The organism is Bacillus sp. FSL K6-6540 (genome assembly GCF_038007545.1).
The window spans coordinates 467,383-488,592 of record NZ_JBBOXH010000002.1 but is presented as its reverse complement, the minus strand read 5'-3'; the positions used below and the strand labels follow the sequence as shown (position 1 = coordinate 488,592).

17 protein-coding genes and 1 pseudogene are annotated in these 21,210 nt (G+C 46.6%); 14 read left to right on the top strand and 4 right to left on the bottom strand.

Features of this window, described 5'->3' with window-relative positions; translation table 11 throughout:
• The first annotated feature begins 132 nt into the window (after positions 1 to 132).
• Positions 133 to 1,320, top strand: coding sequence for a nitrate transporter NarK (gene narK / locus MHH82_RS34880; protein WP_077671152.1), 1,188 nt, complete (start codon positions 133 to 135; stop codon positions 1,318 to 1,320).
• A gap of 98 nt (positions 1,321 to 1,418) precedes the next feature.
• Positions 1,419 to 2,135, top strand: a complete 717-nt coding sequence (gene fnr, locus MHH82_RS34875; protein WP_014481215.1) for a fumarate/nitrate reduction transcriptional regulator Fnr — start codon at positions 1,419 to 1,421, stop codon at positions 2,133 to 2,135.
• Between the two features lie 31 nt (positions 2,136 to 2,166).
• Here the strand turns inward: fnr and MHH82_RS34870 are convergent, their stop codons facing one another.
• Positions 2,167 to 2,886 carry a YwiC-like family protein gene (locus tag MHH82_RS34870; protein WP_141949267.1) on the bottom strand — a complete coding sequence of 240 codons (720 nt, stop codon included), beginning with the start codon at positions 2,884 to 2,886 and terminating at the stop codon, positions 2,167 to 2,169.
• Positions 2,887 to 3,029: 143 nt separating this feature from the next.
• Here MHH82_RS34870 and arfM point away from each other — a divergent pair, with 143 nt between their 5' ends.
• The 9 genes and pseudogenes from arfM to MHH82_RS34825 all read left to right on the top strand — a co-directional run bounded on the left by arfM (position 3,030) and on the right by MHH82_RS34825 (position 14,436).
• Complete coding sequence (gene arfM / locus MHH82_RS34865; protein WP_046160956.1) at positions 3,030 to 3,506, top strand: Crp/Fnr family transcriptional regulator ArfM; 477 nt, start codon at positions 3,030 to 3,032, stop codon at positions 3,504 to 3,506.
• A gap of 195 nt (positions 3,507 to 3,701) precedes the next feature.
• Entirely contained in the window at positions 3,702 to 7,388 is a 3,687-nt protein-coding gene (locus tag MHH82_RS34860) for a nitrate reductase subunit alpha (protein ID WP_049140950.1), read from the top strand.
• Positions 7,378 to 8,841 carry a nitrate reductase subunit beta gene (gene narH, locus MHH82_RS34855; RefSeq protein ID WP_038427984.1) on the top strand — a complete coding sequence of 488 codons (1,464 nt, stop codon included), beginning with the start codon at positions 7,378 to 7,380 and terminating at the stop codon, positions 8,839 to 8,841. The genes MHH82_RS34860 and narH overlap by 11 nt, the downstream gene beginning before the upstream one ends.
• A 25-nt stretch (positions 8,842 to 8,866) precedes the next feature.
• Entirely contained in the window at positions 8,867 to 9,421 is a 555-nt protein-coding gene (gene narJ / locus MHH82_RS34850; protein WP_072175625.1) for a nitrate reductase molybdenum cofactor assembly chaperone, read from the top strand.
• Positions 9,418 to 10,089, top strand: a complete 672-nt coding sequence (gene narI, locus MHH82_RS34845) for a respiratory nitrate reductase subunit gamma (RefSeq protein ID WP_072175624.1) — start codon at positions 9,418 to 9,420, stop codon at positions 10,087 to 10,089. The genes narJ and narI overlap by 4 nt, the downstream gene beginning before the upstream one ends.
• A gap of 158 nt (positions 10,090 to 10,247) precedes the next feature.
• Positions 10,248 to 10,453: pseudogene (locus MHH82_RS34840) on the top strand (YitT family protein); the annotation flags it as partial.
• 130 nt (positions 10,454 to 10,583) lie between these two features.
• On the top strand, positions 10,584 to 12,086 hold the full coding sequence (gene cls / locus MHH82_RS34835) for a cardiolipin synthase (RefSeq protein ID WP_072175623.1): 1,503 nt from the start codon (positions 10,584 to 10,586) through the stop codon (positions 12,084 to 12,086).
• An 88-nt stretch (positions 12,087 to 12,174) separates the two neighbouring features.
• The gene (locus MHH82_RS34830) at positions 12,175 to 13,902 is read left to right on the top strand and encodes an ABC transporter ATP-binding protein (RefSeq protein ID WP_047183341.1); all 1,728 of its coding nucleotides are present in this window, start codon (positions 12,175 to 12,177) and stop codon (positions 13,900 to 13,902) included.
• Between the two features lie 9 nt (positions 13,903 to 13,911).
• Positions 13,912 to 14,436 (top strand): dihydrofolate reductase family protein, encoded by a 525-nt coding sequence (locus MHH82_RS34825; RefSeq protein ID WP_014481206.1) that lies wholly within the window; start codon positions 13,912 to 13,914, stop codon positions 14,434 to 14,436.
• Between the two features lie 41 nt (positions 14,437 to 14,477).
• On the opposite strand, the gene MHH82_RS34820 is transcribed toward MHH82_RS34825, so the two are convergent.
• The 3 genes from MHH82_RS34820 to cls (MHH82_RS34810) form a co-directional block, all read right to left on the bottom strand.
• Positions 14,478 to 14,750 (bottom strand): hypothetical protein, encoded by a 273-nt coding sequence (locus tag MHH82_RS34820; protein WP_340797445.1) that lies wholly within the window; start codon positions 14,748 to 14,750, stop codon positions 14,478 to 14,480.
• Positions 14,751 to 14,830: 80 nt separating this feature from the next.
• Positions 14,831 to 15,793, bottom strand: a complete 963-nt coding sequence (gene uvsE / locus MHH82_RS34815) for a UV DNA damage repair endonuclease UvsE (RefSeq protein WP_032727054.1) — start codon at positions 15,791 to 15,793, stop codon at positions 14,831 to 14,833.
• A gap of 12 nt (positions 15,794 to 15,805) precedes the next feature.
• Entirely contained in the window at positions 15,806 to 17,002 is a 1,197-nt protein-coding gene (cls, locus tag MHH82_RS34810) for a cardiolipin synthase (RefSeq protein WP_072175622.1), read from the bottom strand.
• 154 nt (positions 17,003 to 17,156) lie between these two features.
• Here cls (MHH82_RS34810) and MHH82_RS34805 point away from each other — a divergent pair, with 154 nt between their 5' ends.
• The 3 genes from MHH82_RS34805 (at position 17,157) to rpoE (ending at position 21,114) form a co-directional block, all read left to right on the top strand.
• Positions 17,157 to 19,274, top strand: coding sequence for a heterodisulfide reductase-related iron-sulfur binding cluster (locus MHH82_RS34805; protein ID WP_072175621.1), 2,118 nt, complete (start codon positions 17,157 to 17,159; stop codon positions 19,272 to 19,274).
• Positions 19,271 to 20,410, top strand: coding sequence for an acyl-CoA dehydrogenase AcdA (acdA, locus tag MHH82_RS34800; RefSeq protein ID WP_072175620.1), 1,140 nt, complete (start codon positions 19,271 to 19,273; stop codon positions 20,408 to 20,410). Before MHH82_RS34805 ends, acdA begins: the two co-directional genes overlap by 4 nt.
• Before the next feature lie 182 nt (positions 20,411 to 20,592).
• Positions 20,593 to 21,114 carry a DNA-directed RNA polymerase subunit delta gene (rpoE, locus tag MHH82_RS34795; protein ID WP_003227609.1) on the top strand — a complete coding sequence of 174 codons (522 nt, stop codon included), beginning with the start codon at positions 20,593 to 20,595 and terminating at the stop codon, positions 21,112 to 21,114.
• Positions 21,115 to 21,210: the final 96 nt, after the last annotated feature.

Sequence of the window (21,210 nt, the reverse complement as noted above, 5' to 3'; positions counted from 1 at the left end):
CGATCAAAAGGACAAAGTCTTCGGGCTTTGTCCTTTTTTTATGAGAAAAACGTGTGATGTAATTCACAATCCTGTTTGGCGAGTTTTTGTATGATAAGACTGATTATTGAATCATTGAAAGGGGCAAGCCAAATGATCAACCGTCAACACATTCAATTATCGTTACAGTCATTAAGCTTGGTGGCAGGGTTTATGGTTTGGGTGCTGATTTCATCACTCATTTCCCAAATCACATTAGATATTCATTTAAGCAAGGGCGAGATTTCTTTGGTGACGGCGATTCCTGTGATCCTCGGGTCGCTTCTCCGCATTCCTTTAGGGTATTTAACGAACAGGTTTGGCGCGCGGCTCATGTTTATGGTCAGCTTCATCCTGCTTTTATTTCCTGTATTTTGGATCAGTATCGCGGACTCTCTGTTTGATTTAATCGCAGGCGGCTTTTTCTTAGGGATCGGGGGAGCGGTGTTTTCCATTGGAGTGACCTCCCTCCCGAAATATTATCCGAAAGAAAAGCACGGTGTCGTCAATGGGATTTACGGTGCAGGAAATATCGGGACAGCCGTTACGACATTTGCAGCGCCGGTTATCGCTCAAGCCGTCGGGTGGAAATCAACCGTGCAGATGTATCTGGTTTTGCTGGCTGTCTTTGCCATACTGCACGTTTTGTTCGGCGACAGGCATGAGAAGAAGGTCAAAGTTTCTGTTAAGACTCAAATCAAAGCCGTTTACCGAAATCATGTGCTATGGTTTCTGAGCCTGTTTTATTTTATTACGTTCGGTGCCTTTGTCGCCTTCACTATCTATCTGCCGAACTTTCTGGTCGAGCATTTTGGGCTGAATCCTGCAGATGCCGGCTTGCGGACGGCTGGCTTTATTGCGGTTTCTACGCTGCTCAGGCCTGCGGGCGGATTCCTGGCTGATAAAATGAGCCCGCTCCGCATCTTGATGTTTGTTTTTGCTGGGCTTACATTATCAGGCATTATCCTATCGTTCTCGCCGACAATTGGCCTTTATACGTTTGGATCATTAACCGTGGCTGTCTGCTCAGGCATAGGAAACGGGACTGTTTTTAAACTGGTGCCTTTCTATTTTTCCAAGCAAGCGGGGATTGCCAATGGGATTGTGTCTGCCATGGGCGGATTAGGCGGCTTTTTTCCTCCGCTCATATTGGCGAGTGTATTTCAGGCAACAGGCCAGTACGCGATCGGGTTTATGGCGCTTTCAGAGGTGGCGTTAGCCAGTTTTGTCCTTGTCATATGGATGTATTGGCAGGAAAGAATGAAAACACACACGGAGAGAAACAGCCAGAGCATCAACTAACACTGGGGCATTCACAAGATTGTTATTTTTTTCTCGATGGGTACAAATCAATTCACGTTACAATAAACACACAACGTGACTTTCTTCGAGGTGAGCTCATGAATTTTCTCTCTGTTCGACCATCTGATAGTGATCTTATTTCCAGCGATCTGCATGAATTGCTGGAATCGATCAGCACGAAAAGAAAAATGGAAAAACACACGTATTTGTTTCGGGAAGGAATGGATGCAGAAGAGCTTTATCTGATTCAATCAGGACTCATTGAAATCGGCAAGCTGACATCTGACGGAAAAGACCTGACGCTTAGAATCTGCCAAAAGCATGATATCGTCGGAGAATTAACACTTTTCACTGAAGAACCAAGGTATATGCTCAGTGCAAAAGTGCTAGAGGATGGCGAGGTGCTCGTCATTAATAAAAATAAGCTGGAAAAAGAATTAATCCAAAACGGCGCTTTGACATTTGAGTTCATGAAATGGATGAGCACGCACCTCCGGAAGATTCAGTCCAAAATCAGGGATCTGCTTCTTCATGGCAAAAAGGGGGCGCTCTATTCTACCCTTATCCGCTTATCAAACAGCTACGGAGTGGAGCGAAGCGACGGCATTCTGATTAACATTGTCCTGACAAATCAGGATTTGGCAAAGTTTTGTGCGGCTGCACGGGAAAGCATCAACCGTATGCTGGGAGATCTCCGCAAAAAAGGGGTTATTTCGATAGACGAATCCGGAAAAATTATTTTGCACAAGCGGGACTATTTACGATGTGAGATTGAGTGTGAAAATTGCCCGCTGGAGATTTGCAATATTGACTGAAAAAAACAAGGACAGCGGTGTCCTTGTTTTTTTACCTTGTCATAAAGAGGCACATGACGGCAAAAAAGAAGCAGGCATTCACGATTTCCAGAATGCCAATCGTTTTTACGGGCCAATCCCTTCCATGAAAAAACCATGCCCGCAAGCTGCTCGGGATAAAAGCGAGAAACGCCCATCCTGCTCCGAAAAGAGCGGATAAAAAGGGGAGCAGCAGGTGATATCCCCATGACCAGTATGCAAATGTCCTGTTTTTTCTTTCACGAATCACCGATTTCACATAAAAGGAACTCCCGATAAAAAATAAAGCAGACTGCAAGAAAATAAACCAAGCCCAGCCGTCGAGGGTTCCCATCCCCAGCCAGCAGCTCGTAAACCCGCCCGAACAAAAGAACAAGACACCTGCAACATCATTCAATAGGGCTCGTTCGTTTTTTCTGCGGGCAAAATACATATGTATGAGAAACAGCGGCAGTAAAGAAACGCCCACCCAGATGAGAGGCGGCTTATGAAAGACCGAGATCATCAAAAAGCAGCAGGCGGGAAAACCGTAATAACACATCCACTTTTGATATGGTTTGCTTTGTTTCTTTTTTAAGGCAAGCGTAACGGGATAAACCGCTAAGTATAGGAAAAGCCAGCCTAGGAAGAGCGGAATATGCCAAATAACGGGGCCTCCCTTGGCCATGCCGAGTAAAAATGGGATCAGCAGCATCGCCCACGCGCCGTGCTGCTTCGGAATCAGCGCCTTCATCGAAATCCTCCTTTTTTCTTTCATTATAAATGCAGTCACCCTCCTGATAAGTGACATTCATCATACAGGCTGTGAAATACATCACTGCTGTACAGGCTCAGTCGAGCTACACTAAAGCTATCCTTAGCACAGGAGGTTTTCCTATGAATCAGTGTGACTATTTATTATTTCTGAAACAACTTCCTATGTTTAATGAAGTGCCTCTATCCATTGTCGAAACCTTGCTGAAAAACGGCACGTTTATCCGCGGCTCATGTGATCAGTCTCCATCTTTTCTTCATTCTCAATCTGTTTATATTGTATTAAATGGCAGTGTCCGTTTCATGGACACGAGGCTCCCTGAAGGGTCGAAAACCGTTGCGCTGTGGGAAAAAGGCGATGTGTTTCCGATTGATGAAAAAGGCGGGCTTTATTTATCGCCCTTTATCTCAGTCAATGCCACTTCAGACATTCTGATTCTCAATATCCCATATTACATATTTAAGAAAATGATGTCTTATCATCCGCAGCTGCAAATGAACTTTTTGGCTATGCTTCAGCAAAATGTTTTTTGTTCCTATCAATTATTTTTGCGGTATCTGCATACATCACAGGATGAAAACGCTGAGCCCGGTTCTTAAATAGAGCCGGTTTTTTTTGATCTTTGAATGAAAGGCAGCTAATGACCCAAGCGTCCTGCCTGAACTCAGCCTTCCTTCTCCTTTGTGTGAACATTTTGTGAAAAAAGCAGAGTGTGTGACATAGTTCACAAGGAAACACGCTGTCTCTGTTTATAGTGAACTTAGCATCACCTGACTCGGAAGGAGTGAACTCTCATGAAGAAAAAGAAAATGAGTCCGTTGTTTAGGAGATTGAATTATTTCTCTCCTATCGAACACCATTCAAATAAACATAGCCAAACTACCCGCGAGGATCGCGATTGGGAGAATGTATACAGAAACAGATGGCAGTACGACAAAGTCGTTCGCTCCACCCACGGCGTTAACTGTACAGGGTCTTGCAGCTGGAATATTTATGTAAAAAACGGAATTGTCACGTGGGAAGGGCAAAATTTGAATTATCCATCAACAGGACCGGATATGCCTGATTTTGAACCGAGAGGCTGCCCGCGGGGGGCCAGTTTTTCATGGTATATCTACAGCCCGCTGCGTGTGAAATATCCATACGTGCGCGGTGTACTGATTAATTTATGGCGGGAGGCACTGCAAGAACATCAAAATCCATTGGAAGCCTGGAAATCGATCGTCGAAAACCCTGAAAAAGCGAAGTCCTATAAACAGGCGAGAGGGAAAGGCGGTTTTGTGCGCGCTGAATGGCCGGAGGTGCTGAAGCTGATTTCAGCCTCTCTGCTGTATACAGTGATGAAATATGGGCCTGACCGAAACGTCGGTTTTTCTCCGATTCCGGCCATGTCCATGATCAGCCATGCATCAGGCTCCCGGTTTATGTCGTTAATCGGAGGCCCTATGCTCAGTTTTTATGACTGGTATGCGGATCTTCCACCAGCATCCCCGCAAATTTGGGGTGACCAGACGGACGTTCCGGAAAGCAGTGATTGGTACAATTCCGGCTATATCATCACATGGGGCTCCAACGTTCCGTTAACGAGAACGCCTGACGCGCATTTTTTGGCGGAGGCCCGCTATAAAGGCGCTAAGGTCATTTCGATCAGTCCGGATTTTGCGGAATCCTCAAAGTTCGCGGATGACTGGCTGAGTATTCGCCAAGGGACTGACGGGGCACTTGCGATGGCGATGGGTCATGTCATTCTGCAGGAATTTTACGTGAACCAAGAAACTGAACGTTTTATTGAGTACGCGAAGCAATACACTGATTTTCCATTTCTCGTCACCCTGTCAAAAGAAAATGGCGTATACACAGCGGGACGGTTTCTGCATGCGAAGGACATCGGGCGGCAGACAAAGCATGATCAGTGGAAGCCTGCGGTTTGGGATGAACAAACAAGTTCATTTGCCATACCCCAAGGGACAATGGGATCGCGCTGGGACGGGCAGCAGAAATGGAACCTGCACATGATTGATGAAGAAACCGGGGAACCGATTGAACCCCGTCTCTCTGTGCTGGGAATAGAGGACGAAATCGGCACGGTGCGCATCCCGTATTTTTCAAATGACGGAAACAAAGTGCTCGAGCGGGATCTTCCTATTAAAAAAATGAACCTGAACGGTGAAGAAACGTACATCACGACCGTGTTTGACTTGATACTGGCTAACTACGGCGTGAACCGGGGCATCGGCGAACGATCGGCTGTCTCCTATGATGATCCTGAGCCGTTTACGCCTGCCTGGCAGGAACAAATGACAGGAATCAAAAAAGAAGCTGTCGTTAAGATTGCCAGAGAGTTTGCCCAAAATGCGATCGATACAGACGGCCGATCCATGATTATCGTAGGGGCCGGCATTAACCACTGGTTCAACTCCGACACGATCTACCGAGCGGTGTTAAATCTTGTTTTACTTGTAGGCGCCCAAGGCGTAAACGGCGGAGGCTGGGCCCATTACGTGGGGCAGGAAAAGCTCCGACCTGCTGAAGGGTGGCAGACCATTGCAACTGCAAAGGACTGGGAAGGCGTGCCCAAGCTGCAAAACGGCACCTCATTTTTCTACTTTGCGACAGATCAGTGGCGTTATGAGGACCAGCCGATCAGTGATTTGGCATCGCCGATTGCTGCGTCATCCCGCTACAAGCACCACGCTGATTACAATGTGCTGGCCGCGCGGCTGGGGTGGCTTCCGTCTTACCCGACTTTCAATCAAAATGGCATCGATCTGTATAAAGAAGCTGAAAAAGCAGGGGCAGAAACACCTGAAGACGTTGGTGCGTACGTGGCCTCACAGCTCCAAGAGAAAAAACTGAAATTCGCGATTGAAGATCCTGATAATGAAGTGAATTTCCCAAGAAATCTCTTCGTATGGCGGGCAAATCTGATCTCGAGCTCAGGAAAAGGGCATGAATATTTTCTCAAGCATTTGTTAGGGACGACAAACGGCTTGATGAATGACGACAGCGACAGCATCCGCCCTGAAGAAATCAAATGGCGGGAGCAGGCGCCGGAAGGAAAGCTCGACTTGTTAATCAATCTTGACTTCCGAATGGCCGGTACGGCGCTGTATTCCGATATCGTGCTGCCGGCGGCGACATGGTATGAAAAACACGATCTCAGCAGCACAGATATGCATCCGTTCATTCATCCATTTGCTCCTGCGATCTCGGCTCCGTGGGAATCGAAGTCAGACTGGGATATTTTCAAGGCGCTGTCAAAAGCCGTTTCCGATCTGGCAGAAGAAGTCGATATGGAGCCCGTGAAAGAAGTGGTTGCGACGCCGCTCCTCCATGACACCATGCAGGAATTGGCCCAGCCATTCGGCAAAATCAATGACTGGAGCAAAGGCGAATGTGAAGCCATTCCGGGAAAAACGATGCCGAACATCCAAGTCGTTGAACGGGATTACAAACACATTTTTCATAAAATGACTGCACTTGGTCCGAACGTTGCTTTAAAGCCGAGCGGAACAAAAGGGATGAGCTGGTCAATAGCCGATGAATATGAATCACTCAAACAGAGATTGGGAGAAATCACCTCGGACAGTGTCGCAAAGGGATGTCCAAATATAAGTGAAGCAAAGCAGGCAGCAGAAGCGATTTTAACCCTATCATCCACTTCGAATGGAAAGGTCGCCGTCAAAGCATGGGAATCACTTGAAAACATCACGAACCTGAAGCTGAAAGACCTGGCGGAAGAACGCGAGGAAGAATGCTTTACGTTCGAACAAATTACAGCCCAGCCGAAAACGGTGATCACGTCTCCAGCGTTTTCCGGCTCTGAAAAAGGAGGGCGCAGGTATTCGCCGTTTACAACGAATGTTGAAAAATTAATTCCGTGGCGGACGCTGACAGGCAGACAATCCTATTATGTCGATCATGAACTGATGATGGAATTCGGTGAAACGATGGCGACATTCAAACCGATCCTCCAGCATCGCCCGTTTCTGAGCAAGCGGCCTGATCAAGAGGGAAAAGAAATCGTCCTTAATTATTTGACGCCGCATAATAAATGGTCTGTCCACAGCATGTATTTTGATTCCCTGCCGATGCTGACGCTGTTCCGCGGCGGACCGACCGTATGGATGAATAAAGATGATGCAGAGGATACGGATATCAAAGACAACGATTGGATTGAATGCTTCAACCGAAACGGCGTTGTCGTCGCAAGAGCGGTTTTGTCTCATCGGATTCCTAAAGGAATGGCGTTTATGCACCATGCCCAGGACCGCCACATCAACGTGCCAGGCACAAAGCTAACGAATAACCGCGGAGGCACCCATAACAGCCCGACAAGGATTCACGTCAAGCCGACACAGATGATCGGTGGCTACGCCCAGCTCAGCTACGGCTTTAATTATTACGGTCCAACGGGGAATCAGCGCGACCTGAACGTCGTCATCCGCAAGCTGAAGGAGGTCGATTGGCTTGAAGATTAAAGCGCAAATCGGTATGGTCATGAACTTGGATAAATGCATCGGCTGCCACACGTGCAGCGTCACCTGCAAAAACACGTGGACAAACCGTTCCGGTGCGGAATATATGTACTTCAATAATGTAGAAACAAAGCCGGGCATCGGCTACCCGAAGCAATGGGAGGACCAGGACAAATATAAAGGCGGCTGGACATTGAAAAAAGGAAAGCTCGAGCTGAAATCGGGTTCGAAAACCAATCGGCTTGCAGGCCTTTTCTATAATCCGAATCAGCCGTCGATTGATGATTACTATGAGCCCTGGAACTATGATTATGAAACATTAACGAACAGCCCGCAGAAAAAACACCAGCCGGTAGCACGACCGAAATCGTCCTTGACGGGGGATTTCATGAATATCGAATGGGGACCGAACTGGGAGGATGATCTCGCGGGCGGCCACATAACGGGACTTGAAGATCCAAACGTACAAAAGATGGAGGAATCGATCAAAACAGAATTCGATGAGGTCTTTATGATGTATCTGCCCCGTATTTGCGAGCACTGCATCAACCCGGCGTGCGTTTCCTCCTGTCCATCCGGCGCCATGTACAAACGCGAGGAGGACGGCATTGTGCTTGTGGATCAAAACGCATGCCGTTCTTGGAGATATTGCGTCTCATCCTGTCCTTATAAAAAAGTCTATTTTAACTGGCAAACGAACAAAGCGGAAAAATGCACTCTCTGCTTTCCGCGTTTGGAGGCGGGACTGCCGACCATCTGCTCTGAGACGTGTGTTGGCAGAATCCGCTACCTCGGCGTCATGCTGTATGACGCGGACAAAGTGGAGGAAGCGGCATCTGTTGAAAATGAAAAGGATCTCTACCATTCACAATTGGACATTTTTCTCGATCCAAATGATCCTGAGGTTGCCAAACTGGCAAAAGAACAAGGCATTCCGGCTGAATGGATAGAGGCTGCGCAGCAATCGCCGATCTATAAAATGATCATTGACTGGAAGATTGCGCTGCCGCTTCATCCTGAGTACCGCACGCTGCCAATGGTGTGGTACATTCCGCCGCTCAGTCCGATTATGAATCTCTTTGAAGGAAAAGGCAGCCGGCAATCCGCAGAAGATATTTTTCCGGCTATCGACCAAATGAGAATCCCGATAGATTATTTGGCGCAGCTGTTAACAGCCGGTGATACGGATCATATTCGGTCAACGTTAAAGAAAATGTCTGTCATGCGCCAGTATATGAGAGCGATCCAGACAAATAAATCAATCGACCCGGAACTGATCTCCAGTGTCGGCTTAACAGAACAGCAAATTGAAGATATGTATCGGCTGCTTGCGATTGCCAAATATGATGACCGCTTTGTGATACCGAGCAGTCATCGAGAAGAAGTTTCAGATTTATATGCTGAACAAGGGAGCTGCGGCTTATCATTTTCAGGCGGCCCCGGCTCCTGTTTCTAACTTTTGATAAATGAGGTGTAACAAGATGAACACCACAGACCGGCAAATTACGTTCTCCGCCCTTTCCTCTCTTCTCTCTTATCCAGATGAAGAGTGGAGAGCCGAGATTCCCGATTGGAAGGCTCTTATCCATGAAATCAGCAACCGGCAAATCCGGGAGAAGCTGCTGCACTTTTTCGAGGCGTCAGCCAGCTTTTCACCGGAAGCGCTGATTGAACACTATGTCTATACGTTCGACTTTGGGAAAAAAACAAATATGTATGTCACCTACTTTAACTCGGGCGAGCAAAGGGAACGCGGCATTGAATTGCTGCATTTAAAAAACGCATACGAGCAATCCGGTTTTCTGCCGACAGAGAAAGAGCTGCCTGATTATCTGCCGCTGATGCTGGAATTTGCTGCGGCTGCAGAAATTGAAGCAGCGAGAAGCGTGTTTGAGAAATATCTGTCCAATGTGAGGGAGCTGGCATCCCGTCTCGAAAAAAATGACAGTATATACGCTGAACTGCTGCACGTGCTGCTGGCCGCGCTTGAAAACATTGGCGTACGTGAAATCGTTGAAGGGGCTGTTCAGGCATGAGCGGGCAGATCCTCTGGGGTATTATGCCATACATTGTATTGACAATCTTTATCGGCGGCCATATTTACCGCTACCAGCATGACCAATTTGGCTGGACGGCGAAATCAAGTGAGCTGTTAGAAAAGAAAAAACTCGCCGCGGGCAGCACACTTTTTCACTGGGGACTGCTGTGCGTTGTCGGCGGGCATGTCATGGGGATTCTGATCCCGAAAGGCGTGTATGCTTCCCTTGGCATTTCAGAGCATATGTATCACAAAATGGCGATTGGCGCTGGCTTGCCGGCGGGCATTGCGGCATGTACCGGACTTGTCATCCTGACGTACAGAAGGCTGTTTGACAAAAGGATCCGCAAAACGAGCTCGCCATCCGATATCCTGACGCTCCTCCTGCTGCTGTTTATGATGCTGTCAGGCGTTGCGGCCACGTTTCTCAACATTGATTCGAAAGGCTTCGATTACCGGACAACAGTCGGGCCGTGGTTCAGGGAAATCGCTTTGTTCCGGCCTGACCCCTCGTTGATGGAGAGTGTCCCGCTATGGTTTAAGTTTCATATTGTGATAGGCTACGTCGTTTTTATCCTGTGGCCGTTTACAAGATTGGTTCATGTGTTCAGTCTGCCGCTCAAGTATCTGACCCGCAGCTACGTTGTATATCGGAAACGCTCGTGAAATTCCTCCTTGCAAGAGGGGGTTTTTTCTGCCAAGGTAATGGCTGGGCGGCCGGGAATCCTGTTGTGTTTGTATTTGGAAATAACATCAAGAATAAAACGGATTTTACTCATTTTAAACCGGCGGAACAGCAGATTATGACTCAGCCTGACTAACTCCTTATTTTCTTTCTGATCAATATCCCGTTTTATATATTTTCTCTCATCAGAATGGGCATCAAATTCACTCTATCCACCGTATTTGCAGTCACAGCGCCGCCTCTTTTTCGGCGCTTGCCGGAGTGCTCAGCGGGTTCAGCCTGCCGCTCATGTTGTCACTCGGCGTTGCCTATAGTCTTGCTTTATTTCTGCAGAAACGATGCGGATGAATTCCTTGACAGTTAGTTTTTTCTAAACCTCTCCTCCTTCGGCGGAGAGGTTATTTACTTACAAGGTTTATCGATTAGAAAAAAGAGGTAATACAGAGGTAATTGAATCAGATTGGAGAGAATCAGGATGCTGAAAAGGAGACTGGAATTTTTCTTTTTATATATGATGCTCATCGGGGCATATGTCATTTGGTTTTTTCCGGTTTCCAGGCTTGAGTTTTACGGAGGATTGCTTTGCTATATAAGCATTATTTTGTTCAGCATCTATTCATTAATTCTTGAAAACCGCACCTCGCAGCACACGCTGCTGTGGATCCATATTCTTGTCTTTTTTCCAATCGCCGGCTACGTGTTTTATCTGTTTTCGGGACAGCTTTATGTAAAGGGAAAGCTGTTTAAGACAAAACGAATGTACAACAGGGAAAAGCTCAGGAAGCTGTTTGACAAGGAGGAAACGCCCGAAGTGACAGGGCTGAAGGACAATCAAGAGAGGTTCTTTACATATTCCATCAGGGCTGCCCATATGAATATCAATACGAAAAGCAACATCAAAGTGCTGAAAAACGGCGAAGAAACCTTCCCGGACATTTTCAAAGCAATGAGAAAAGCGGAATCTTACATACATATTGAATACTACATGTTTAAATCAGACATGCTCGGACGCGGCATGATGGATATTATGATGGAGAAAGCGCGCCAGGGTGTCGAGGTGAGGTTTTTATACGATGCGGCAGGAAGCATGAAGCTGGCAAGAAGAGATATTATGAGAATGAAACAAGCGGGGGTGGACATCGTCCCGTTTTCTCCGCTGAAATACGGGTTTTTCAACCAGAAGCTGAATTTCAGAAATCACCGGAAAATCGTGATCATCGATGGGAAAACCGGTTTTGTGGGCGGATTAAATGTTGGGAAGGAATATATCAGCAGAGATCCGCACATCGGATTTTGGAGAGATACACACCTGCGGCTTGAGGGGGAAATTGTGCAAACGCTCCACGCTATCTTTATGCTGGATTGGGAATACGTCTCCAATGAAGTGCTAATTGATCAAGAGGAGTACAATACCCCGGTTCCCGTGGAGGGAGGAGGCATTTATCAAATTGTCGCGACAGGCCCTGACATGAAGGAAAGCATGAGCGATCTTTATTATGAAATGATTTCTTCAGCGCAGAAATCAATATGGATCGCCACGCCCTATTTTGTCCCCAATGAATCCATTCGCACGGCGCTAAAAGCAGCGGCGACAAAGGGGGTAGAGGTAAGGGTTATGGTGCCGGAGAAGAACGACAGCTTTTTGACCCAATACGCGTCGAGGTCCTATTTCCCGGAGTTGCTTCTTGAGGGCATTGAAGTGTACTCCTATCAAAAAGGCTTCATGCATCAAAAAGTCATGATCATTGATGGCGATCTCGCCTCCGTCGGTACCGCGAATATGGACATGCGCAGCTTTCAGCTCAACTTTGAAGTGAATGTGTTCTTCACGGATGCCGAAGCGATCCGAACTCTTGAGGCCCATTTTGAAGAGGATATGCAGGAAAGTGAAAAGCTCAGCCCTGTCGGCTTTTATAAAAGAGGCGTGGCTGACCGGACAAAAGAGTCGTTTGCCCGCCTGTTTTCAGGTGTTCTGTAAGAAAAAAGAAATCTGATCTTTCAAAACAGCCCGTGTATAGTATAATTGAGAAATATTATCAGTTATTTATACATTGGGGGAAGATAGGGTGCTGAGGCAATTTTTTTCATATTATAAACCATATAAAACGTTGTTCTTTCTCGACTTTTTCTCAGCGATCGCGGGAGGTTTAATGGAGCTGAGTTTTCCTTTGATCGTCAATTATTTTATTGATACCTTGCTGCCGGGCAGGGACTGGGGGCTGATCATCGCGACCTCAATCGGGTTATTTGCGGTGTACGCGCTCAGCTCAGCTCTTCAGTATATCGTGACCTACTGGGGACACATGCTTGGTATCAATATTGAGACTGATATGAGAAAGTCGCTTTTTGACCATTTGCAAAAGCTCTCGTTCAAATTTTACGACAACAACAAGACGGGAACGCTGATGTCGAAGCTCACGAACGATTTAATGTATATCGGTGAAGTCGCCCATCACGGACCGGAAGACTTATTCATTGCGGTCATGACCATTCTCGGGGCGTTCGGAGTGATGCTGTTTATTAACTGGCAGCTTGCTTTATTAACGTTTATCATTATGCCGATCGTCATTTGGCTAGCGCTTTATTTCAACAAAAAAATGACCAAAGCATTTACCACGCTGAACAAGGATATCGGAGACTTCAGCGCGCGTGTGGAAAATAACATCGGCGGCATCCGGCTTGTGCAGGCGTTCGGAAATGAAGCGTTTGAAAAAGAACGTTTCGCCGTCAATAACCAGCGTTTCCGTGCCACAAAGCTTTCTTCCTACAAAATCATGGCGAAAAACGGTTCAATCAGCTATATGCTGACCCGGTTTGTCACGCTGTTTGTCCTTTTGTGCGGGACGTGGTTTGTCATTCGCGGCTCCTTATCGTACGGGGAATTTGTGGCGTTTGTGCTCCTGACAAATGTGCTGTTCAGGCCTATTGACAAAATTAATGCCATTATCGAAATGTATCCGAGGGGGATCGCGGGTTTCAAAAGCTATATGGAGCTCATGGAGACAGAGCCGGACATTCAGGATTCACCTGATGCGAAAGATGTTTCCGGCCTGAAGGGCAATATCCGCTATAAACATGTTTCGTTTGGCTATGATGGCCATCACAATGTCCTCAATGACATCAACCTATCCATTCAAGCGGGGGAAACGGTGGCGTTCGTCGGTCCGTCAGGTGCGGGGAAATCAACGCTTTGCAGTCTGCTTCCGCGTTTTTATGAAGCATCGGAGGGCTACATTACGATTGACGGGATCAGTATAAAAGACATGACGCTTTCTTCGTTGCGCGGGCAGATTGGCGTCGTGCAGCAGGACGTTTTCTTATTCTCGGGCACGCTTAGAGAAAATATCGCCTACGGCCGACTAGGCGCATCAGAAGAAGACATTTGGCAAGCTGTGAAGCAGGCGCATCTGGAAGAGCTCGTCCATAACATGCCCGATGGGTTGGATACTATGATTGGCGAACGCGGCGTGAAGCTTTCCGGCGGGCAAAAACAGCGTCTGTCAATTGCAAGGATGTTCTTGAAAAATCCGTCGATCTTGATTCTCGACGAAGCCACCTCAGCCCTTGATACAGAGACGGAAGCGGCGATCCAAAAGGCGCTTCAAGAGTTGTCTGAGGGGCGCACGACGCTTGTCATCGCCCACAGGCTGGCGACGATCAAAGACGCGGACAGAATTGTAGTTGTCACAAACAACGGTATTGAAGAACAAGGCCGTCATCAAGACCTGATCGAAGCCGGAGGCCTATACAGCAGGCTGCATCAAGCGCAATTCGGGCAAATTGTGCAGCGATAGGAGGAGAACATGGAAAGAAAAACTGTGCTGTACATTGCTGTTTCATTGGATGGGATGATCGCAAAAGAAGATGGAAGCATCGATTGGCTGGATGAATTTGAAGGTGAAGGTGACAACGGCTACAGTGATTTTTATCAGACTGTTGATACAGTCATTCTAGGGCGGGGCACATATGAGCACGTTAAAGTGCTAACACCGGTTTTCCCATATCAGGATAAAACCTGCTATGTTTTTACAGGATCGCCCGACAGTTATCAAGATGAACATGTGACGTTTATCAATGAGGGAGCCAGAGCCTTCACTGCCCGTTTGAAACAGGAAAAAGGCTCAAACATCTGGATAGCTGGCGGGGCAGAGCTTGTGAATGACTTTATGAAAGAAGATGCCATCGACGAATTCATCATCACTGTTATTCCCGTCGTTTTAGGAAGCGGCATCCCGCTGTTTCACGAACTAACAAATGAAACAAAACTGCGGTTAAAAGGGACAAAACAATTTGGACAAGCGGTTCAGCTCCATTATGTAAGAGCATAAGAAAAAGGATAGACAGATGTCTATCCTTTTTTGTATGTAAGTTAGAGCGCTTCTCTCTCAGCAGGCTCGATGAGATTTTGGAATTTTTCAATGAGCTGTGATGCTTTTGTTCCTTCAACTACGATCAGATATTCCTTTTCATTATGAGCCATGCGGAACGTTTCAAGCTCAATTAAGCTTTTGATTTTGCACATCGTTTTCTTTGAATAAATATAAACCTCGTGGCTTCCGGAATGGCACATTTTATAAAGATGAATCAAATTTCTTAAAGTAAAGGCCTGTGTGGCTACTTTCAGAGACTTGATATTTTTCATGATCTTTCTCCTCCATCGATTGTTGTCTTATATAGCCTAAGTTCCCAAAGCTGACAAGTCGTAAACCTATTTTTGCACATTTATGATTTCCATTGCAGCGCACCGCCCCCGATGCGTTTGACACCGCGGATGGAGCTTAATTCATCCATCAAGCGGAGAAGCGCCTTGTCTTTCTGCTTTGCTTCAATCATGAAATCAATATTCGTTCCCCATTGCCTAAAGCGTTCCAACAGCGGCAGCAAAAAGTTGGCGTCAACATAATCGGCATGGCTGCGTATCGCTTGCTCCGATTTTGGGGAAGACAAGTGAACCTTTGGCTGAAGGCCGATCCGCTCCCACGTTTTGATCATGCGGGGCAGTGCTACATTCAGGTCGGCGTGATCGTCTGGATTGGCGTAAAAATGATGAAAGTCAAAGACAAACGGAACATCCTCCTGCTCACAGACCTGAAGCGTTTCTTCCGTTGTATATGTTTTATCATCATTTTCAAGTGTCATCCGCTTTTTGATCTCCTGCGGCAGCTGTTTTATATTTTGATGAAATTGTGCAGTGGCGGTGTCTTTATTTCCGTAAGCGCCGCCAATATGAATGTTGATAACGGAGCGATCAGCAATGCCCATGGCTTCAAGCATGCGGTAGTGATACGCCATATCGGTTACCGCATTTTTTGTGAGGGATTCCTTCGGGCTCGTAAACAGAGTGAATTGATTTGGATGAAAGCTTGTTCGCAGTTGATGGGTTTTAACAAGCTCTCCAATCTCCCGAAACTCTTTTTGAAACGGTGTTACAAAATCCCACATCACGTCGGGATGCGTAGCCAGCGGCACAATCGAACTGGAAAAACGGTACAAAGGGATGCCGTGTCCGATGATATAGTGAAGGGTTCTCATCGTATTGCGCAAATTGGCTTTTGTCACAGTCAGAAGCGCTTCTTTTCTTTCAGTCTTTGAAAGCTTTGAATAACGCGCGAATGTCAATGTTTTAGCGGGAGACGCATCCCAAAGGCTCATCGCATTTGAAACGAACCCGAATCTGAAAATCATAGGAACTCTCCTTTATAAGAAATAAGATAATGCCCTGCCGAGCCATTCCGCCGGGCGCTGCCTGAATGTGCGCTTGCTGAAATCCTCCATCGTCAGCCGCTCCGACTTTTTCATATCCTCCTCAATCGTGGCATAGACTTCACTTGTAAACGCTTCGTCATCAATTTCGACATTCACCTCTTCATTTAAAAACATGCTTCGTTTATCGAAGTTGGCTGTTCCGATAATGCTGAGATGGTCGTCTATGATGAGGGCTTTTACATGATAAAACCCTTGATAATAACGATAAATAAGACAGCCGGCATCCAAGAGCTCCGAATAATACGTAAAAGCCGCTTCTCGTACCAGCGGATGGTCTGATTTCATCGGTACAATGATTCTCACGGATACGCCGTTTTTTCTTGCGTTAATAAGGGCCTCTTGAAGCGGTTTTGATGGAATGTAATAAGGCGTGCAAACCGTAAGGCGATTCTTCGCTTGGGCAATATTGGCCAAGTATTTGTTTTCAAGGGAATAACCGTCGGTCGCATATATCTTGTGAGAAATAGTCCCTTGCTGAAGCTTTGGCCAAACATCCGAACCCAGTTGGATTCCGGTATTTCGTTTTAGATCAGAAGCAAAAAGCGTTTGAAGATCATGTACGCCTTCTCCCATCATGCGCAGATGATAATCCTCCCAATTGCCGAACTTCGCCTTCTTTCCAAGATATTCTTCGGCGATGTTAAACCCGCCGATATAACCGATTTTTCCGTCTATCACCGTAATCTTCCGGTGATTCCGTTTTTGCATGTGAAAAAAGAAAAAAGGAAAACGGGGACGATTCATCACATGGACATGGACGCCGGCATTTTTCATCGTCTGCAGCGCCGTTTTTTTAATTGCCCGGCAGCCAGCCCAATCCAGAAGCAAATAAACGGAGACGCCAGCTTGGGCTTTTGTTTTCAGCAAGGTATACATATTGTGGCTGACCTCATCATTTTTCATAATAAAAAACATCATGTGAACAGAAGAGGCGGCCTGGCGAATATCATTCATCATCCGCTCAACGAGATCAGCGCCGCAGTGGATCAATTCGATGTCACTCTTCTTTTTTGAAAAAACAGGCTCGTACGCCTTTTTTCTGTATCCGGCACGGCCCATGAAGATATCAAGCAGAATCAAGGCAAAGAAAATAACGACAATGATCATAATCACGATAAATACCTTCATACCGGCACTCCTTTCCGTAGTAAAGGTAGTGTGCCCGAACAGCAGGAATTTAATTATTGACTGAACACTCATTCATTATTTATCATAAAGATAATCTTATACAGATTCGGGGGTAGGGGATCGCGGTCTTTATCAGTAAAAAGGGGGAATTGGAATGAGCGGCTTTCTCATCGCAAATGCATTATTATTTCTGATTGTAACCGCTTACGCTGTCTGTTTGTTTGTGTACTTGGTCAAAACGAGACTGGCCTACATCAAGCTCGGCCAGAAAGAACAATTTGATCAACGGTTCAAGGAACGGCTTCACGCCATATGGGTGAATGTATTCGGACAGAAAAAACTGCTCAAGGACAAGAAAAGCGGAATCATTCACGTCATGTTTTTCTACGGATTTATATTGGTTCAGTTCGGAGCAATTGACTTTATCATCAAAGGACTGGCTCCCGGCCGGAATCTGCCGCTTGGCCCTGTCTATCCCGCCTTCACCTTTTTTCAGGAAATTGTTACGTTTCTCATTTTAATTGCTGTTGGGTGGGCATTCTACAGACGTTATATCGAAAAGCTCGTGAGGCTGAAACGCGGTTTCAAAGCCGGACTCGTTCTCATTTTTATCGGAGGATTAATGCTGACCGTTCTGCTTGGGAACGGGATGAATCTGATTTGGCATGAGCATGGGCTTTCTTGGAGCGAGCCAATTGCCTCAGGTATTGCGTTTATGCTTAGCGGTGTCGGGAAAACAGGCGCGGCGGTGATTTTCTATATCGCTTGGTGGATCCATCTTCTGTTCTTGCTTAGCTTTTTAGTGTACGTGCCTCAGTCGAAGCATGCCCATTTAATCGCCGGCCCGGCAAACGTCTTTTTCAATCGAATGGAATCTGCCGGAAAACTTGAAAAAATTGATTTTACCGACGAAACGAAAGAAAGCTACGGAGCGGGAAAAATTGAGGATTTCAGACAGTCTCAGCTGCTTGATCTATATGCGTGTGTCGAGTGCGGCCGCTGTACCAATATGTGTCCTGCAACAGGCACCGGAAAAATGCTTTCTCCGATGGACTTGATTTTGCGTCTCAGAGACCATCTCACGGAAAAAGGCGCTGCCGTCACCTCGCGCTCCCCATGGGTGCCCGCAGCAGCGTTTCGGCATACGAGAGGCAATCAGCTGGCTGCGGCGTCAGCGGGCAGCGGATCGCAGGAAGCCGCAGCGGCGCTTGATTACAATCCAAGCTTGATCGGCGACGTCATCACAGAGGAAGAAATTTGGGCATGCACCACTTGCCGGAACTGTGAGGATCAATGCCCGGTCATGAATGAGCACGTGGATAAAATCATCGATCTCCGCCGCTACCTCGTACTGACAGAAGGAAAAATGGACAGTGACGCCCAGCGCGCAATGACAAGTATTGAGCGGCAGGGGAATCCGTGGGGACTCAACCGCAAGGAACGTGAAAATTGGCGTGACGAGGCGCCGGATACTGAGATTCCGACTGTAAAAGAAATGAAAAAAGAAGGAAAAGAATTTGAGTACCTTTTCTGGGTAGGCTCCATGGGGTCTTACGACAACAGAAGCCAGAAAATCGCAATTTCCTTTGCCAAGCTGCTCAATCACGCGGGCGTGTCCTTCGCGATCCTCGGCAATAAAGAAAAAAATTCAGGAGACACGCCGCGCCGCCTCGGAAATGAATTTTTGTTCCAAGAGCTGGCTGAGAAGAATATTTCTGAATTTGAAAAAAATGATGTCAAAAAAATCGTTACGATCGATCCCCATGCATACAATTTATTTAAAAACGAATATCCGGATTTCGGATTTGAAGGCGAGGTTTATCATCATACAGAAGTGCTGGCCGAGCTTGTGAAAAACGGAAAATTAAGACCGCAGCACCCGCTTCATGAGACGATTACCTTCCATGATTCGTGCTATTTGGGCCGGTACAATGAAGTCTATGATCCGCCGAGAGAGATTTTGAAAGCCATTCCGGGCGTGCAGCTTGTTGAAATGGAGAGAAACCGGGAAACCGGCATGTGCTGCGGAGCTGGCGGGGGATTAATGTGGATGGAGGAAGAAACAGGAAACAGGATTAACGTCGCCAGGACAGAGCAAGCGCTCGCAGTCAATCCATCGGTGATCAGTTCTGGCTGTCCGTATTGTCTCACAATGCTTGGGGACGGCACAAAGGCGAAGGAAGCCGAAGACCAAGTCAAAACGTACGACGTCGTCGAGCTTCTGGCTCAATCCGTTTTAGGCGCTGATCTGAAAATGGGGGAGAAGCAATGAATTTTTCATTATCAGAAGAACATGAGATGATACGAAAATTGGTGCGCGATTTTGCGAAGCATGAGGTGGCCCCGACAGCAGCAGAACGAGACGAACAAGAACGCTTCGATCGCGAGCTGTTTCGGGAAATGGCAAATCTGGGGCTGACGGGAATTCCGTGGCCTGAAGATTACGGCGGAATCGGAAGTGACTATTTGGCCTACGTCATCGCGGTGGAGGAGCTGTCAAAAGTGTGCGCCTCCACCGGTGTGACGCTTTCCGCCCATATCTCTCTTTGCAGCTGGCCGCTGTTTGCCTTTGGGACGGAGGAGCAGAAGACAGAGTACTTAACACAGCTGGCCCTCGGAGAGAAAATCGGCGCATTCGCTTTGACCGAAGCAGGGTCTGGCTCTGACGCCGGCAGCATGAAAACAACTGCTGAACGAATCGGCGATGACTATGTGTTAAATGGTTCCAAAGTGTTTATCACAAACGGCGGTGTTGCTGATATTTACATTGTTTTTGCCGTCACCGATCCCGAGAAAAAGAAAAGAGGCATTACCGCTTTTATAGTAGAAAAGGATTTTGAAGGATTTTTTACAGGCAAGAAAGAAAAGAAGCTGGGCATCCGTTCTTCACCGACAACGGAAATCATGTTCGAAGATTGTGTGGTGCCCGCATCAAAGCGTCTCGGAGAAGAAGGAGAAGGCTTCAAAATCGCGATGAAGACGCTTGACGGAGGCAGAAACGGCATAGCTGCACAAGCCGTAGGCATCGCTCAAGGAGCGCTTGATGCGGCGCTTCAATATGCAAAAGAGCGAAAGCAATTCGGAAAATCGATCGCCGAGCAGCAGGGCATCGCTTTTAAACTCGCGGATATGGCGACAATGATAGAAGCTTCAAGGCTATTGACCTATCAGGCTGCGTGGTTAGAATCATCGGGCCTTCCATATGGAAAAGCTTCCGCCATGTCCAAACTGATGGCTGGGGATACGGCGATGAAGGTAACGACCGAAGCCGTGCAGATTTTCGGCGGCTACGGCTATACAAAAGATTATCCGGTAGAACGCTATATGCGTGATGCAAAAATCACGCAAATCTATGAAGGCACTCAAGAAATTCAAAGACTGGTCATCTCCAGAATGCTCGCGGATTAACGGAAAACATCTCTCAGTCGGATCACTCTTGTAAAATTATTTAAATTAACGCTGTTAAGGGTAGCATATTCTGTTTTATTTTGTTTATAATGAGAGGTATGGTTTGTATAAGAACGATACAAAATCGCTTTCATTATTGATAAAACAGATACATATAAGTAATAGAAAGGGAGTGTCCGACCTTGGGTATCAAACAATATTCACAGGAAGAGCTAAAGGAAATGGCTTTAGTTGAAATCGCTCACGAATTATTTGAAGAACATAAAAAACCAGTTCCTTTTCAGGAGCTTTTAAATGAAATCGCATCTTTGCTCGGCGTGAAAAAAGAAGAGCTTGGAGACCGCATCGCTCAATTTTATACAGATTTAAACATTGACGGCCGCTTCCTGGCGCTTTCTGACCAGACGTGGGGGCTTCGCAGCTGGTATCCGTATGATCAGCTTGATGAAGAAACTCAGCCGACAGTCAAGGCGAAAAAGAAAAAAGCGAAGAAAGCAGTCGAAGAAGATCTTGATCTTGACGAGTTTGAAGAGATCGACGAAGACGACCTTGATTTGGATGAAGTTGAGGAAGAACTCGATCTTGAAGCCGACGATTTTGACGATGAAGATCTTGATGAAGACGACGATGATCTTGAGATCGAAGAAGATATTATTGATGAAGATGATGAAGACTATGATGATGAAGAAGAGGAAATTAAATAGTATCAGATTTCATCTTCAAAACGATCTTGACTTTCATAGTCGAACTATGTAGTATGTATTTTGGGCTCTTCAAAAACGAAGAGAGAACATAGTACG

What these genes read in the sequence shown, in the direction of transcription:
- narK (WP_077671152.1), top strand. Translation starts at nt 133, where the DNA reads ATGATCAACCGTCAACACATTCAATTATCGTTACAGTCATTAAGCTTG.
- fnr (WP_014481215.1), top strand. Translation starts at nt 1,419, where the DNA reads ATGAATTTTCTCTCTGTTCGACCATCTGATAGTGATCTTATTTCCAGC.
- MHH82_RS34870 (WP_141949267.1), bottom strand. Translation starts at nt 2,886, where the DNA reads ATGAAGGCGCTGATTCCGAAGCAGCACGGCGCGTGGGCGATGCTGCTG.
- arfM (WP_046160956.1), top strand. Translation starts at nt 3,030, where the DNA reads ATGAATCAGTGTGACTATTTATTATTTCTGAAACAACTTCCTATGTTT.
- MHH82_RS34860 (WP_049140950.1), top strand. Translation starts at nt 3,702, where the DNA reads ATGAAGAAAAAGAAAATGAGTCCGTTGTTTAGGAGATTGAATTATTTC.
- narJ (WP_072175625.1), top strand. Translation starts at nt 8,867, where the DNA reads ATGAACACCACAGACCGGCAAATTACGTTCTCCGCCCTTTCCTCTCTT.
- narI (WP_072175624.1), top strand. Translation starts at nt 9,418, where the DNA reads ATGAGCGGGCAGATCCTCTGGGGTATTATGCCATACATTGTATTGACA.
- cls (WP_072175623.1), top strand. Translation starts at nt 10,584, where the DNA reads ATGCTGAAAAGGAGACTGGAATTTTTCTTTTTATATATGATGCTCATC.
- MHH82_RS34825 (WP_014481206.1), top strand. Translation starts at nt 13,912, where the DNA reads ATGGAAAGAAAAACTGTGCTGTACATTGCTGTTTCATTGGATGGGATG.
- MHH82_RS34820 (WP_340797445.1), bottom strand. Translation starts at nt 14,750, where the DNA reads ATGAAAAATATCAAGTCTCTGAAAGTAGCCACACAGGCCTTTACTTTA.
- uvsE (WP_032727054.1), bottom strand. Translation starts at nt 15,793, where the DNA reads ATGATTTTCAGATTCGGGTTCGTTTCAAATGCGATGAGCCTTTGGGAT.
- cls (WP_072175622.1), bottom strand. Translation starts at nt 17,002, where the DNA reads ATGAAGGTATTTATCGTGATTATGATCATTGTCGTTATTTTCTTTGCC.
- MHH82_RS34805 (WP_072175621.1), top strand. Translation starts at nt 17,157, where the DNA reads ATGAGCGGCTTTCTCATCGCAAATGCATTATTATTTCTGATTGTAACC.
- acdA (WP_072175620.1), top strand. Translation starts at nt 19,271, where the DNA reads ATGAATTTTTCATTATCAGAAGAACATGAGATGATACGAAAATTGGTG.